We start from the raw sequence: 15,355 nt of genomic DNA on the forward strand, positions 1-15,355 counted from the left end.
CCTGATGGCGTTACGCCGGGCGCATCAGCGCGAACTGCGCCAGCTAATGCAGGGGTATCTGGCCCCTCTGGCGCAGGATACATCCGCCCAGCGCAGCACAGCAGAGGCCATGGTGCGTGCTTTACAAGGCAGCGCCGCCCGTCACGGCGAGCTGCTGGAAGGTTTACTCCCGCCGCTGAGCGCCTTCGAAACGTTGCTCACCGTGCAGCAGCCGCGCGAGGAGCAGGTTAACGGGCTGTTTACCGAGAGTATCGATCTGTTTGCCGACAGCGCCCAGGAGAGCAATGAGCGCTGGCAGCCGAAAGACAAGGCGCGTCTGGCCCATACCCTGTGGATTAACCACCTGCGCCAGTGGGGCCGTGACAACGCCATCGCCGGCCGTCTGGGGCTGGAGAGCGCCGTGCTGCAACACATTGCTGATGTGCTGATTGTCAGCAGCTATCGCCTGGATCTGCCCGCACAGCTGAAAAAAATTGTCGATGCCGACAAGAGCAGTGCTGCCCAGCTTCATGCTGCCCTCGGCAACTTTGTCGGCTGGGTCGGCTATGCGGATGTCCCTGCCGCCGCGCGTCCCGCCAGCAGGATCCGCAAAGGCCAGCCGGTATTTGTGACCCCAGTAGTCAACAGCAGTGCTCCACGCCTGACCCGGCTGGGCGAACAGCCAGTGCATGCGGCCACGGCCTATGTGTACGACTGGCTGGTGGCGCTGTACACCCAGGCGATTGAGAACGTTGGCTACCAGCATCCGCATGACGTGACGCTGGACGATCGTCAGCGGCTGAAAGCTATCCTGCAATAAACGCTTTTGCGGCCCGCATTCCCGCGGGCCGTTACTTCTGCTGAAGGCAGCCTGACAACGCCTTCGCCAGCGCCGAGGGGTTCTCCCAGGACATGGCATGACCCGCATCCGCAACGATCTTCACCTCAATACCCTGCATCCGCATCGCGTCCACATCGGCATCGGGCAGCGAAAGCGCACCAAAAATCAGCCATACCGGGCAAGGCAATTGCACAAAGCGTTCGCGCCAGCTGGGCTGGACACCCTTGACCAGGCTGGTTGCACCACGCCAGACAGCCCAGGGGGCATTGCTCTGCAGGCACCCTTTCCAGTTTGAGGTTTCGGCCTCCAGCATGGCGGGATAACCGGTTTCGACAAAATCATCTTCCGTCTGGGCGGCAATATCCCGGCTGAACGCACCACCCCCGGCATGAAAATTGGGTTCCGAGACGATCAGCCCCCGCAATCGACGTCCGGCCAACGCGGCCGCTTCGATAGCGATGCTGCCGCCCATGCTGTGCCCGTACAGCCAGAACGCCGGGATCGCCAGATGATCGAGCAGCTCGAGTACGACCTGCGCCTGAGCAGAGGTCTGATAGCTATATGAGGTGGGTTTATCGCTGTAGCCGCTGCCGGGAAGATCGATAAGAATGGCCCGACGGCCACCGAACTAGGGATCGCAGACAATGAGAGGGTATTCGTAAGAAGAGGCGCAGCCGAGGCCATGGATAAACACCAGTGGTTCGCCGTGTCCGGGCAGTTCCTGCCAGCGCACCGTGCAGCGGGCCTGTTGCGAATAAAAGCTGTTCATAAGCACTCCTTTTCAGATGGCTGTATATTTATACAGTTCATCGTACCGGAATGCTATCACCGAACGTTAAAACGGGAAGGCGTCTTCAGAAAAGCGAGATCAGCAGCGCGACCGGAAAGCTCATCGGCCAGGTTGAGCCAATAAGAAAGGCGCTGAGAAAGCGAATGCGTTTGCGATCTTTGGTCAGAAACCAGGTAATGAATGCGCAGATCGATGCCATGACTACGTAAAACATCAACATTTTTTGATACAACGTCATTCCACTCACCCACTTCGTCAATAATAACCGCGCGCAATATGCGGCATATGTTGATGTGGATCAAGTTTTTTGTTACAAATTAACCACAACTTTATTGCGTTTAATATCAATTGGGTAGAGCCGTTTATACCTGTAAGCGCTTGTTGTTCAGCAAAAACAACAAAAAGGGCCGCTCGCAGCGGCCCTGGTTTCCAGCGTTATTTTTTCACCGGCTGAGGTTTTTTGTTCCCCGAGTCGGGTACTTTACGCGATTTGTCTTTGTCGACGTGGAGCATATATCGATCCTTTCGTGACCTTCGGAATAAGTAAGTATAGCCCACCTGAGAGGTACCACTTTAAAGTCGCATTTTAAATGCATTTTTTGACAAATTAAGGTTGTCGATTCGTGCTGTAATGGCGACTGATTTCACAAGGAGGACGTTATGCTGCGTATTCCGCAAAGCTGTATCCATACTCGCTCTACCCCGTTCTGGAACAAATCCACCGCACCCGCAGGTCTTTTTCAGCGTCATCTCGATACCGGCACCCGACAGGGTGTGTATCCGCGTCTGACGGTCATGCAGGGCACCGTGCGCTACCTGGGCTATGCCGATGATTCGTCACCTGAGCCTGATAGCATTCTGGTGATTGAAGCCGGGCATTTCGGTGTTTTCCCGCCCGAACGCTGGCATCACATTGAGGTGATGTCCGACGACGCCCTGTTCAACATCGACTTTTTCGTCGAGCCCGACGTATTGAAATCTCGCTGAGCAAACAAGCACGCTTAAGGAACTGACTATGTTAGGTATTCCTGACAATTTTGTGCATACCCGCACGACCCCATTCTGGAACAAAGAGACCGCGCCGAAGGCACTGCTAACGCATCACAACACGAAAGCCGGTGTCTATGGTCGCCTGTCGGTGATGCATGGCGCAGTGAAATATATCGGTTTTCCGGATGCGACCTCCACCGAGCCCGATAGGGAGCAGGTGATCGAGGCCGGGGCGTTCGGCATCTCTCCGCCGCAAAAGTGGCACCGCATTGAGCTGCTGACTGACGACACCTGGTTCAATATCGACTTTTTCGCCGACCCTGACGTAACGCTGAGCGGCGCGGGTTTGGGAAAAGTGGTTAACACACATAAGGAGTAACATGATGGGCAAAGCAACCTATACCGTCACCGTGACCAATAACAGCAATGGCGTGTCGGTGGACTATGAGACAGATGCCCCTATGGAGCTGATGATCCCGGATGTAGCCGCAGACGTGATTAAAGACCTGGTGAATACCGTGCGCGCGTATGACACGGAAAATGAGCATGAGGTGTGCGGCTGGTGATCGCTCGCAGCGACGTTCTGTCGCTGCCTCTTACATTTTGAGCAGTTCCAGCACCGTTTGCGGTACCTGGTTGGCCATCTTCAGGGCGGCATTCTGGCTCTGCTCCAGGATCTGCGCCCGCGCAAGCTGGCTCGCCTCGATGGCGTAATCGGCATCCTGAATACGACTGCGGGCCGTCTGGAGCGAAACGCTCTGCTGCGACAGCACCGCTTTATGGGATTCGAAGCGGTTCATCATCGCCCCGTACTGCGTACGGTAGCCGCTCACTGTCTCCAGCGCCGCATCTAACAGCCCCATACACTGGTTGGCCCCCGCCGCATTGATCATGCTGGTGTTTTCCAGCTTCAGCGTTTTTAAGTCCGTCGGCGTCGGTTCAATGGTGGTGGATTGCATCTCTTCGCCAAAGTTGGCGCTGGTCACCACATCTATAGGCCGACTTTGCTTTGGCGGAACGGCAGGCGTAATGGTGGGCGTCGGCAGCGTGCCCCAGGTAATGTTGCTGGTAAAGGAGCCGCTCCCGACTACCATCACCAGCAAATCTTCGGTGACCGTATCCAGGGTGATGTGTTCGATGCGGTTCGAGCCGTTGGCACCGTCGTTCCAGGCACCAGAGGCTTTGTCTTCATAGCGATCGCCATCACCGCTGTAGGTCATCGTCATGCCGTTATAGTTCAGCACTTCGCCGTTGTAATCCCAGACGGCTCCACCCTGAACCAACTGCGAACCGTCATAGACCGCCCCGCTGCTGAACCCGTTTTTGGCGGTGAGCAAAGAGGACGTGGCTTTGGCGTCGGTGTTAATCCCGCGACTGACCCAGGTATAATCTGCATCCGCACCGGAAAGCGGTGTGCCCAGCAGATGTTTTCCGTCGCGGGTAAATATCTGTAGATCGTCATCCAGACCCAGCGAATCAATGGTAATGGTGATATTGGTCGACCCGGCGGGAATATAGGCCAGTGGAATAATCCCGGAGCTAAACGAATAATCGGTACCGGCCACAGGAAATTTACTGTGTAACGGTGCAACGTCACCCACCAGTAAGGGGGGTAATACCGGCTTGTCGGTTGCCAACGGATATTGCCCGAAGATCTCAGTCTGTTCCGAGACCTGGGTAATATTCGCCAGAATCTGCTGATATTCGTTGTTGATGCTGATCCGGTCCGAATCCGATAACGTCCCGTTCGCGGCCTGAATAGCCAGGCTTTTGGCCCTGATCAGCATCGCGCCGATATCGCTCAGGCTGCCTTCTGCCGTCTGCGCCAGACTTATCGCATCATCCAGCCCGCGCCCGATCACGCTGTCGGCATTAATGTTGGCGAGCATCCGGTTGGCAATCGCCTGCCCGGCCGCATCATCTTTCGCGCTGTTGATGCGCAGTCCGGATGAGAGACGCTCAATGGTCTGAGAAAGCATTGAGCTGTTGGCTTTTCGGGACTTAAGCGAGAGCCCGGCAATCTCGTTATGATTAATTCCTGGCATGGGTAGTGGCGTCTTTAATCTGGTCTGATTACTCTATCGGCCCCATTAAGATTTTATTTAGGGAATAATCGCCAAAAGCAGAGGATATATTCTTTAGGCACAAGGTGTGGCCAGCGGCAGATTAAATACATTCACCATTCAAATATATTTAATATGCCGCCGACCACAGTTAATCAGTGTTTGATCATGATGTGCCGAACCACGGTGTAATCTTCAAGACTGTAAGACGACATATCTTTCCCGTAACCCGACAGCTTCATCCCGCCGTGCGGCATTTCGCTGACCAGCATAAAGTGGGTGTTCACCCAGGTGCAGCCGTACTGCAGCCGGGCGCTGATCCTGTGCGCGCGGCCCACGTCCTGAGTCCAGACCGAGGAGGCCAGCCCGTACCGGGAATCGTTGGCCCAGCCCAATACCTGCGCTTCATCATCGAATTCGGTAACGCTCACCACCGGGCCAAACACCTCCTGCTGGACGATGGCATCCTCCTGTTTTGCGCCAGCCAGCAGCGTTGGCTGGAAGTAATATCCGCCCCCGTCATGCTTGCTGCCGCCGGTAACCACCTGGATATGCGCCAGCGCTTTGGCCTCGTCCACCGCTTTGCACACCCGGTCGAGATGCGCCTGGGAACTTAACGGCCCCAGCTCGGTGCTTTCATCTTCCGGGGCACCGATTTTCAGGCTGGCAACCGCCGCGCCCAGTTTTTCGACCAGTGCCGCATAGATGCCCTTTTGGGCGTAGATCCGACAGGCGGCGGTGCAGTCCTGTCCGGCGTTGTAGTAGCCAAAGGTGCGAACCCCCTCCACGACTGCATCGAGGTCGGCGTCGTCAAAAACAATCACCGGGGCTTTGCCGCCCAGCTCCATGTGGGTACGTTTAATCGACGAGGCGGTATGCCCGATAATGTGTTCCCCGGTGGCGATGGAGCCGGTGAGCGACACCATCCGCACCTTTTCATGTCCGGTCAGCGGATCGCCGACGGTCTTCCCGCGACCAAACAGCACGTTGATTACCCCGGCCGGGAAAATGTCTTTCGCCAGTTCGGCCAGCTTCAGGGCGGTCAGTGGCGTGATTTCCGACGGCTTGATCACCACGCAGTTACCGGCGGCCAGCGCCGGGCCCAGCTTCCACGCCGCCATCATCAGCGGATAGTTCCACGGCGCGATGGAGGCGACCACACCCACCGGGTCGCGGCGGATCATTGAGGTGTGGCCGTCAAGATACTCGCCCGCCGCCAGCCCGTGCAGGCTGCGCGCGGCCCCGGCAAAGAAGCGAAACACATCGGCCACCGCCGGGATTTCGTCCCCCAGCACGCAGTGTAGCGGTTTGCCGCAGTTCTGCGACTCCAGCCGCGCCAGCGTGTCGGCGTTCTCGTCTATCACATCCGCCAGCTTGAGCAGGCACTCGGCGCGGGTTTTCGGCGTCGATTGTCCCCAACTGGCAAAGGCCTTGTCGGCGGCCTGAACGGCGGCATCCACCTGTGCGGCAGAGGCTTCGGCGATCTCCAGAATCAGTTCGCCGGTCGCCGGGTTGTACACCGGCTGTTTTTCGCCTTCGCCATTGACCAGTTCACCATTAATCAGCAGTTGAGTTTGCATAGCATTGTCCTGTTGAAATCAACGTTATTTCCCGCTGCCAGCGACGGTCTCGCCTTCGCGGGTTAGCCACCAGGCCCCCAGAATAGGAATGGTCGTTACCAGCATCACCAGCAGCGCCACCACGTTCGTTACCGGCACATCGCGCGGGCGGCCGAGCTGATTTAACAGCCACAGCGGCAGCGTGCGCTCATGTCCGGCGGTAAAGGTCGTTACGATGATCTCATCGAACGACAGCGCAAACGCCAGCATCCCCCCGGCCAGCAGGGCCGATCCCAGATTGGGCAGCACCACATAGCGAAAGGTTTGCCAGCCGTTGGCACCAAGATCCATGGATGCCTCCACCAGGCTCCAGGAGGTACGCCGGAAGCGGGCAATCACGTTATTGAACACCACCACCACACAGAACGTGGCGTGACCGAGAATGATGGTGAAAAAGCCCGGCTCCAGATTGATGGTTTTAAACGCCGTCAGCAGCGCCAGACCGGTGATGATCCCCGGCAGGGCAAGGGGCAAAATCAGCATCAGCGAGATGGCGTTTTTACCAAAGAACTCTCGCCGCCACAGGGCCGCCGCCGCCAGCGTACCCAGCACCAGCGCAATCACCGTCGACAGCGCGGCGATTTTAAGTGACAACGTCACCGAATCGATAATGTCGCTGCGCGTAGCCGCGATGCTGAACCACTTCAGGGTCAGCCCCTGCGGCGGAAAGCTGAAGGCGGCGTCCTCGGTATTAAAAGCATAGATGGCAATGATCAGCAGCGGGAAGTGGAGAAAGATTACCCCGCCCCAGGTGGCTATTTTTAAGAACAGCGGTGCGCGTTCAGAGTGCATCAAACGCTCCCAGGCGCTTCACGAACGCCAGATAAATCGTAATCAGAACAATCGGCACCAGCGTAAAGGCCGCCGCCATCGGCATATTGCCCACCGCGCCCTGCTGGGAGTAGACCATCTGCCCGATGAAGTAGCCCGGCGGGCCAATCAGCTGCGGCACAATAAAGTCCCCCAGCGTCAGGGAGAAGGTGAAAATCGACCCCGCCGCAATTCCCGGTATCGCCAGCGGCAGTACCACGTAGCGGAAGGTCTGACGCGGCCTGGCCCCGAGGTCCGCAGAGGCCTGCAGCAGGGATGGCGGCAGGCGTTCCAGCGCCGCCTGCACCGGCAGGATCATAAACGGCAGCCAGATATAGACGAACACCAGGAAACGCCCCAGCCCGGAGGTCGACAGCGTGCTGCCGCCAATGCCGGGCACCGTCAGCAGCGCGGTGAGCAGCGGCTCCAGCCCCATCGCCTCCAGAAACCACTGGGCCACCCCGCCTTTCGCCAGCAGCAGCGTCCAGGCGTAGGCTTTGACGATATAGCTGGCCCACATCGGCAGCATCACCGCAATGTAGAAGAAGGCTTTCCATTTACCGCGGGTGTAGCGCGCCATGTACCACGCCATCGGAAAGGCCAGAATCGCACTGCCCACAGTGACGGCAATCGCCATGGTCAGGGTGCGCAGAATGATGTCGTAGTTGGCGGGTTGAAACAGCGCGCGGATATTGGCCAGCGTCAGGTCGGGCGTCACCGCCATCGTGAAGTCGTCGAAGGTGTAAAAACCTTGCCACAGAAGGGTCAGGAGCGATCCCAGATAGACGATACCAAACCACATCAGCGGGCCAAGCAGGAGCAAGAACAGCCCCAGCGATGGCCGACGCCAGAACAGCGCCGACAGGCGCCCCGACAGCCCGTGCGATGCCGGTGGAGGGGATACGCTCATGTCCATCTCACCTCTCCTCATGCAGCGGTACCATCGCATCGCGCGCCCATGACGCGGTAACCAGTTGCCCGTTCTCGACGCCCGACGCAATCGCCGAGCCGCTTATATTCGGTTGGCTCACCAGCAGCTTTTCCCCTTCCGCAAGGCGCAGCTCGAAGCGGGTCGCCGCCCCCTGGAACTGCACCGCCTGCACCCGGCCCTGCACCTGGATCTCGCCGCCTGCGTTGAGGCTGATATGTTCCGGGCGCAGCGAGTAACTGCCTGACATGCCGCAGACGCGGCGGGCCAGAGCGTCGCTAAAGACGTTCGAGGTGCCGACAAAGCTGGCGACAAACGGGGTCCGCGGACGCAGATAGAGCTCGCGCGGGGTATCGACCTGTTCGATACGACCGTTGTTAAACACCGCCACCCGATCCGACATCGACAGGGCTTCGCCCTGATCGTGGGTAACGAAAATAAAGGTGATGCCCAGCTCCTGCTGCAGTTTTTTCAGCTCAAACTGCATCTGCTCGCGCAGTTTGAGATCGAGCGCGCCCAGCGGCTCATCCAGCAGCAGCACCCGGGGTTGATTGACCAGCGCGCGGGCGATCGCCACCCGCTGCCGCTGCCCCCCCGACAGCTGGGAGGGTTTGCGCTTTTCGGCAAAGCTCAGGTCGACCCGTTCCAGCGCCTCGCGGGCCTGCGCCTGACGGGTAGTTTTGTTGATCCCTTTCACCATCAGCCCGTAGGCGACGTTTTCGAGGATCGACATATGGGGAAACAGGGCGTAATCCTGGAAGACGGTATTGACGTCGCGCTCCCAGGGCGGGAGTTCGCTGGCGTTTTTGCCAAAGATGGTCATTGCGCCGCCGCTCAGCTGTTCGAAACCGGCGATCAGCCGCAGGCAGGTGGTTTTGCCGGAGCCCGAAGGCCCCAGCATGGAGAAAAACTCGCCGTCGCGAATCTGGATTGTGACCCCATCCACCGCACGCACCTCGCCATACAGGCGAGAGACCTCGTTAAATTCTACTGCGTACGTCATAGTCGTTTCCCTGCGCTAGCGACCACCCATGATGGCGATATAGTCCTGAACCCAGCGGTTATATGGAACATATTTACCGTCGCTGGCGGTCGGGGTTTTCCAGAAACTGATCTTGTCGAACCAGGTGTAGCCGTTGGTTTCGCAGCCTTTCTCGCCCAGCAGGGTACTGGCTTTACACCCTTCCGGCACCACCGGCAGCGAGCCGAACCACGCGGCCAGATCGCCCTGTACTTTTGGCGTCAGGGACCAGTTCATCCACTTGTAGGCGCAGACCGGATGTTTGGCGTCGGTGTGCAGCATGGTGGTATCCGCCCAACCGGTGACCCCCTCTTTCGGGAACACGGTGGCAATGGGCTGGTTCTCCGCTTTCAGGGCGTTGGCCTGATACGGCCAGGCGCTGGAGGCGACCACCCCTTCATTTTTGAAATCACTCATCTGGACGGTGGTATCGTGCCAGTAGCGGTGGATGAGCGCATGCTGGTCTTTCAGCACTTTCACCACCGCGGCGTACTGGGCTTCGGTCAGTTCATACGGGTCGCTGATCCCCAGTTCCGGCTGGGTGGCTTTGACGAACAGCGCCGCATCGGCGATGTAGATCGGGCCATCGTAGGCCTGCACACGTCCTTTATTGGTTTTACCGTCAGGGAGATTTTGCTCTTTGAACACCACGGCCCAGCTGTCAGGCGGCGTCGGGAAGGTTTTGGTATTGTACATCAGCAGGTTAGGCCCCCACTGGTACGGCGTGCCGTAGACTTTTCCGTCAACGTTAAACCATTCCCCGTTGACCATGCGCGGGTCGATGGTTTTCCAGGCCGGGATCAGCGCGGTGTTGATTGGCTGCACGCGCTTGCCCATGATCAGGCGCAGAGAGGCGTCGCCCGAGGCGGTCACCAGGTCGTAACCGCCCTTCGCCATCAGGCTGACCATCTCATCGGATGTGGCGGCGGTTTTGACGTTGACCTTGCAGCCGGTCTCTTTTTCAAACTGGCTGACCCAGTCATAATTTTTATCGGTCTGGCCACGTTCGATATAACCCGGCCAGGCAATGATATCCAGCCGCCCTTCTGCTTTACCGAGTTCTTGTGGGGGCTCCGCCGCCTGCGCAGTCAAAATAGTCATACTGAGCGCGCACAGACTGCTACGGGCAAATTTTTTGCTCATACCTTTTACTCCTGTCGCAATGAAATCTGACGGCGGCCATGCCGGTAGAATATCTCCCACATTAAACGTAGACCGCGTAAATGCGGCGCACCCGGCAGGTACTGGAATTTTCATCAGGTTGTGACCGGGGGCGCATTACCCGTTAACTGGATTATAGACAAGGAGTTAGCGCCGGCGGGCGTTATGCATATTTCCTATGGACGACAATGAAAAACGCCGCAAATACAGTGCGGCGTTTTTAAAAGAAGCAGAATCTTTATTCGGCGGCGATCTTAAGGTGCGGGTAAATACGCGTTATGGTGAGTTAACATCCCGTAAATTATTGCCGCCAGCTGGGCTACCGCCTGCTCTTCTCGCTCTCCCCATACCCACGAGGTATTAAAGCGGAAAAAAGGCGTCCAGGTGTCGGAGGTGGAGAACATCTTCCCCGGCGCAATGCTGATGTGATGCGCCAGCGCCTGGGCGCTAAGTTCACCGGCATCCAGCGGAGCGGGCAGCTCCAGCCATAAGAAATAGCCGCTGTCGCTGTGGTGGATCTTTACCTCGGCGGGCATGTGGCGCAGCAGCGCTTGCCATGCCAGTTGCTTACGCTCGGCCAGCGTGCGGCGTAAACGCCGCAGGTGCGCGTCGTAGCGTTTGGTGGCGAGATAATCCACCAGCGCCAGCTGCATCGGTGAACTGGTGGATAAGGTGCTCATCAGCTGTAGCTGCTGAATGCGGCGGGCATGTTTCCCGGCGGCCACCCAGCCAATGCGGAACCCGGCCACCAGACATTTCGAAAACGAAGAACAGTGTAAGGTCATGTCCGCGCGATCCCAGGCTTTCGCCGGAAGCGGTTTTTCACGCCCATAATAGAGCTCACTGTAGACGTCATCCTCGATCAAGGTGACGTTATGCTGAGTCAGCAAGGCTACCAGCTGCGCTTTTTTGTCGGCGCTGAGCGTAAAGCCCAACGGATTTTGCCCGTTGGTCATCAGCCAGCAGGCCTTGACCGGATAGTCGTTCAGCGCCTGCGCCAGCGCATTGAGGTCGATGCCTTCGTGCACGTCGGTGGCCACCGACAGCGCTTTGAGCTTGAGTCGCTCAAGCGCCTGCAGTGCTCCGTAAAAGCAGGGGTTTTCGACAATCACCCAGTCGCCCGGTTCGGTCACCGCCTGCAGGCTGAGATTCAGCGCTTCGAGCGCGCCCGCAGTAATGACGATTTCATCCGGGGAGATATTCATCCCCTGCTGGGCATAGCGGCGGGCAATGGCGTGGCGCAGATCGACGTTGCCCGGCGGCAGGTTCTCGATAACGCTCATCGCGGTGGCGGTTTTGCTGACGTTCGCCAGCGAGCGGTTAAGCTGCTGTAACGGAAACAGGCGCGGATCGGGAAAGGCCGAGGCAAACGGCACCACCGAGGGATCGCGGCTGGCCTGAAGCACGTCGAAAATGTAGGTATTGATGTCGACCGCCTCGTCACGCATCACCTGCGCTGGCGGCATCGGCTGCTGCCCGGTGGGACGGGCTGCGACGTAATACCCCGACTGGGGACGCGCCACGATCCGCCCCTGACTCTCCAGCATCTGATACGCATGACCGACGGTCATAAAGCTCATTCCGCTACTGACCACCTGCTCGCGCAGCGACGGCAGCTTATCGCCGGGTTGCCAGACGCCAAGTTCGATCTGCGAAATGATTTGCTGCGCCAGGCGCTGGTATTTTTTCATGGGGTTCTCCTTGCTGCTCAACATAGTATATCAGCAGGAGAAAAAAGGCAGGATTATTGAACTGTTATAGGTTTGAGAGTAGGTCAACAGGCGTGACGGCGCCTGATGTGTTACTTACGCAGTGCAAACGGAACCTGCATAGCGTGCTGCAGCGCAGCTAAATGGTCGAAGGTGATCATCGACGACTTGCAGAAAATGCATTTCGCGCCGAGTGGATTCTTTTCAGACACGTCGAATGCTGAAGTACGGTATTGCGAGCCATGACAGCACGGGCAACGAAAATGGATATTAGAACTCATGTAAATCTCCTGAACGTAAAAACGTCAAATGCAAATTGGGCCTTATAAGGCGATAGTGGTCTGAGACAAAACTAATCAGAGCGTTCAGAACGTAAAGAAAAGACCCAAGAGAGGCTGCGGAGAGGCACAACGTGTTGAGAAATGCTTTAAGAGACGGCGACAGATATTTTTTTGATTTCAAACCGAAGGAGCATTAACGCACGTTATAAGAAAGGAAGCAAGGGTTTTTATGCAGAAACATCATAAAGACACTTTTTTTATAACGTGTAGTCGCGTAACGGGGACCTGTAAAATCACCAATATCCATATAACACCATGATTTATAATGTTTATTTATGGCACGTTATGACTGGTTTTCATTGAGGAATCAGTGTTTAGTAATACCTGTTTTTTACACTAATGGACAAAAGGAGTTAGGCATGGCAATTCCAGCGAATCTTTGGCTACACAATGAAACACATTAAAAAAGTCATCGTCTGGTATCTCTTTTCCTGATTTACATAGTTATTTTCTGCAGGCTCTTCATTGGCATACCTGAGAAAATTCTCCATTTTTTGTTTAAAAGCCGTTTTATACGGCGTGGAAAAATATGAGACCGATAGCCTGCATAGCAATATGGTTAAGCCAGTTAGCACTGCTCTGTATCGTTTACTCTTTACTCAGCGCCTTTATGCCTGACGTCTATTTATATGATATCTACACCGAAAAATTTGGATTTCTAACCGAGGCTGAATGGTATGACCGGTACATTTTCGCCTTGTCGATATTATCTCTGCTTTTAACTACCCTTCTGATTTGGCTTATCGCCCGTTTTCTACATCGATAAGAACATCTTTAACGTTGCGAGGTATAGCGCCCCGCAACCCTATAACAGCATAATAAAACCCCACCACTTCATCAAACTGTTATATATAAATTCCCCTTTTCTGTCTCTGATACTTAGCGCCCTGGCTCTTTACCATAACAGCCACAACGATTGACCTTGAGGTTGTGCATGTTTGGTTTAGATGCGTTTCATCTGGCGAGGATCCAGTTTGCGTTTACTGTCTCCTTCCACATTATTTTCCCGGCGATTACCATTGGCCTCGCCAGCTATCTGGCGGTGCTGGAGGGGTTGTGGCTGAAAAGCAAAAACCCCGTCTGGCGCTCGCTGTACCATTTCTGGTCAAAAATCTTCGCCGTCAACTTTGGCATGGGCGTGGTCTCCGGGCTGGTTATGGCCTATCAGTTTGGCACTAACTGGAGCGGTTTCTCCCAGTTTGCCGGCAGCATTACCGGCCCGCTGCTGACCTATGAAGTGCTCACCGCCTTCTTCCTCGAAGCCGGTTTTCTTGGCGTGATGCTGTTTGGCTGGAACAAAGTTGGACCAGGCCTGCACTTCTTCGCCACCTGCATGGTGGCGCTGGGCACTATCATTTCTACCTTCTGGATCCTGGCGTCGAACAGCTGGATGCATACCCCGCAGGGCTATGAGATCGTCAACGGCGTCGTGGTACCGGTAGACTGGTTTGCAGTGGTGTTTAACCCCTCCTTCCCGTATCGCCTGCTGCACATGTCGATTGCCGCCTTCCTCAGCAGTGCGCTGTTTGTCGCCGCCTCCGGTGCATGGCATCTGCTGCGCGGCAACAATACCCCCGCCATTCGCCATATGTTCTCGATGGCGCTGTGGATGACGCTGATCGTGGCCCCTATTCAGGCGATGGTCGGTGATATGCACGGCCTGAATACCCTGAAGTATCAGCCCGCCAAAATTGCCGCCATTGAAGGCCACTGGGTAAACGTGCCGGGCGAGCCGACGCCGCTGCTGCTGTTTGGCTGGCCGGATATGGAGCAGGAGCGCACCAAGTACGGACTGGAAATCCCGGCGCTCGGAAGCCTGATCCTCACCCACAGCCTCGATAAGCAGGTTCCGGCCCTGAAGGAGTTCGCGAAAGAAGATCGACCGAATTCGACGATGGTCTTCTGGTCGTTCCGCATTATGGCCGGGTTGGGGATGCTGATGCTGCTTCTCGGCACGGTGGCCCTGTGGCTGCGCTACAAACAGCGGCTCTACCGCTCGCGTCCTTTCCTGTGGTTTGCCCTGCTGATGGGGCCGTCCGGGCTGATTGCGATCCTCGCCGGGTGGGTAACCACCGAAGTGGGCCGCCAGCCGTGGATCGTCTACGGTCTGCAACGCACCAAAGACGCGGTATCGGCGCATGGCGATCTGCATATGAGCGTCAGCCTGCTGGCCTTTATCGTGGTTTACACCTCGGTGTTTGGCGTCGGCTACAGCTATATGGTGCGGCTGATTAAAAAAGGCCCGCAGGAAGATGAAAGTTTCCCAACAGAAAACGATGGCCGCCCGGCGCGTCCTCTCTCGGCAGTGACGTCTCAGGAGACACCATAATGGGTATCGATCTCTCCCTTATCTGGTTTGTGATTATTGTCTTCGCCACCCTGATGTACATCGTGATGGACGGGTTTGACCTTGGGATTGGCATCCTGTTTCCCGCCATTCGGGATGCCGATGACCGGGATGTGATGGTCAACAGCGTCGCCCCCGTGTGGGACGGGAACGAAACCTGGCTGGTGCTGGGCGGCGCGGCGCTGTTCGGTGCGTTTCCGCTGGCCTACGCAGTGATCATCGATGCCCTGACCATCCCGCTGACCTTAATGCTGCTGGGACTGATATTTCGCGGAGTGGCGTTCGAATTTCGTTTTAAAGCCACGCCCGCGCACCGTCCCTTCTGGGATAAAGCCTTTGTGGGTGGCTCCGTGCTGGCGACCTTCACTCAGGGGGTGGTGGTCGGGGCGGTGATTAACGGCTTCGAGGTGACGGGTCGTGCTTATAGCGGCGGCGCGTTCGACTGGTTTACTCCGTTCAACCTGTTCTGCGGCCTGGGGCTGGTGATCGCCTACGCCTTTTTAGGCGCAACCTGGCTGGTGATGAAGAGCGAAAACCCGCTGCAGGCGCGGATGCGCCGGGCGTCTAAGCGACTGCTGCTGGCCCTGCTGGGGATTATCGCGGCGATCAGCCTGTGGACCCCTCTGGCCCAGCCCGCGATCGCCGCACGCTGGTTCAGCCTGCCGAATCTGTTCTTCCTGCTGCCGGTGCCGCTGCTGGTTATCGCCCTCAGCCTGTGGCAGTGGCGCAGCCTGAACAATCCGCACAGCCATCACC

Annotated in this window: 15 protein-coding genes and 1 pseudogene; 6 read left to right on the plus strand and 10 right to left on the minus strand. The window is 57.0% G+C overall.

What is annotated here, in order from left to right:
- Positions 1-799 (plus strand): virulence factor SrfC family protein (locus ACRDD5_RS15000; RefSeq protein ID WP_438677170.1); only part of this gene is annotated, 799 nt, incomplete at its 5' end.
- A gap of 31 nt (positions 800-830) precedes the next feature.
- Here the strand turns inward: ACRDD5_RS15000 and ACRDD5_RS15005 are convergent.
- A pseudogene (locus ACRDD5_RS15005) lies at positions 831-1,589 on the minus strand (alpha/beta fold hydrolase).
- An 85-nt stretch (positions 1,590-1,674) separates the two neighbouring features.
- On the minus strand, positions 1,675-1,848 hold the full coding sequence (locus tag ACRDD5_RS15010; protein WP_438677171.1) for a GhoT/OrtT family toxin: 174 nt from the start codon (positions 1,846-1,848) through the stop codon (positions 1,675-1,677).
- A 422-nt stretch (positions 1,849-2,270) separates the two neighbouring features.
- Here ACRDD5_RS15010 and ACRDD5_RS15015 point away from each other — a divergent pair, with 422 nt between their 5' ends.
- The 3 genes from ACRDD5_RS15015 to ACRDD5_RS15025 are packed head-to-tail and all read left to right on the plus strand — an operon-like array spanning position 2,271 to position 3,166.
- The gene (locus ACRDD5_RS15015; protein WP_438677172.1) at positions 2,271-2,597 is read left to right on the plus strand and encodes a DUF1971 domain-containing protein; all 327 of its coding nucleotides are present in this window, start codon (positions 2,271-2,273) and stop codon (positions 2,595-2,597) included.
- Between the two features lie 28 nt (positions 2,598-2,625).
- Positions 2,626-2,979: a DUF1971 domain-containing protein gene (locus tag ACRDD5_RS15020; RefSeq protein WP_438677173.1), complete on the plus strand. Its 354-nt coding sequence runs from the start codon at positions 2,626-2,628 to the stop codon at positions 2,977-2,979.
- 4 nt (positions 2,980-2,983) lie between these two features.
- A complete protein-coding gene (locus ACRDD5_RS15025; RefSeq protein ID WP_271281250.1) occupies positions 2,984-3,166 on the plus strand; it encodes a DUF1869 domain-containing protein in 183 nt (60 codons plus the stop codon).
- 30 nt (positions 3,167-3,196) lie between these two features.
- On the opposite strand, the gene ACRDD5_RS15030 is transcribed toward ACRDD5_RS15025, so the two are convergent.
- The 8 genes from ACRDD5_RS15030 to ymcF form a co-directional block, all read right to left on the minus strand.
- Positions 3,197-4,645 carry a flagellin N-terminal helical domain-containing protein gene (locus ACRDD5_RS15030; protein ID WP_438677174.1) on the minus strand — a complete coding sequence of 483 codons (1,449 nt, stop codon included), beginning with the start codon at positions 4,643-4,645 and terminating at the stop codon, positions 3,197-3,199.
- 173 nt (positions 4,646-4,818) lie between these two features.
- A complete protein-coding gene (patD, locus tag ACRDD5_RS15035) occupies positions 4,819-6,243 on the minus strand; it encodes an aminobutyraldehyde dehydrogenase (RefSeq protein WP_438677175.1) in 1,425 nt (474 codons plus the stop codon).
- 24 nt (positions 6,244-6,267) lie between these two features.
- Entirely contained in the window at positions 6,268-7,074 is an 807-nt protein-coding gene (locus tag ACRDD5_RS15040; RefSeq protein WP_438677176.1) for an ABC transporter permease, read from the minus strand.
- A complete protein-coding gene (locus ACRDD5_RS15045) occupies positions 7,064-8,008 on the minus strand; it encodes an ABC transporter permease (protein WP_438677177.1) in 945 nt (314 codons plus the stop codon). Before ACRDD5_RS15045 ends, ACRDD5_RS15040 begins: the two co-directional genes overlap by 11 nt.
- 1 nt (position 8,009) lies before the next feature.
- Complete coding sequence (locus ACRDD5_RS15050; RefSeq protein ID WP_438677178.1) at positions 8,010-9,023, minus strand: ABC transporter ATP-binding protein; 1,014 nt, start codon at positions 9,021-9,023, stop codon at positions 8,010-8,012.
- Positions 9,024-9,038: 15 nt separating this feature from the next.
- On the minus strand, positions 9,039-10,184 hold the full coding sequence (gene ydcS, locus ACRDD5_RS15055) for a putative ABC transporter substrate-binding protein YdcS (protein WP_438677179.1): 1,146 nt from the start codon (positions 10,182-10,184) through the stop codon (positions 9,039-9,041).
- 272 nt (positions 10,185-10,456) lie between these two features.
- Positions 10,457-11,893: a PLP-dependent aminotransferase family protein gene (locus ACRDD5_RS15060; protein WP_438677180.1), complete on the minus strand. Its 1,437-nt coding sequence runs from the start codon at positions 11,891-11,893 to the stop codon at positions 10,457-10,459.
- Positions 11,894-12,003: 110 nt separating this feature from the next.
- Positions 12,004-12,192 (minus strand): cold shock small protein YmcF, encoded by a 189-nt coding sequence (ymcF, locus tag ACRDD5_RS15065; protein ID WP_271270141.1) that lies wholly within the window; start codon positions 12,190-12,192, stop codon positions 12,004-12,006.
- A 994-nt stretch (positions 12,193-13,186) separates the two neighbouring features.
- On the opposite strand from ymcF, the gene ACRDD5_RS15070 reads away from it, so the two are divergent.
- Positions 13,187-14,581 carry a cytochrome ubiquinol oxidase subunit I gene (locus tag ACRDD5_RS15070; RefSeq protein ID WP_438677181.1) on the plus strand — a complete coding sequence of 465 codons (1,395 nt, stop codon included), beginning with the start codon at positions 13,187-13,189 and terminating at the stop codon, positions 14,579-14,581.
- On the plus strand, positions 14,581-15,355 hold a 775-nt coding region (gene cydB, locus ACRDD5_RS15075), incomplete at its 3' end, for a cytochrome d ubiquinol oxidase subunit II (protein ID WP_438677182.1). The genes ACRDD5_RS15070 and cydB, both read left to right, overlap by 1 nt.

It is taken from the genome of Silvania sp. (genome assembly GCF_051656365.1).
In the GTDB taxonomy this organism is placed as follows: Bacteria; Pseudomonadota; Gammaproteobacteria; order Enterobacterales; family Enterobacteriaceae; genus Enterobacter; species Enterobacter hatchlandensis.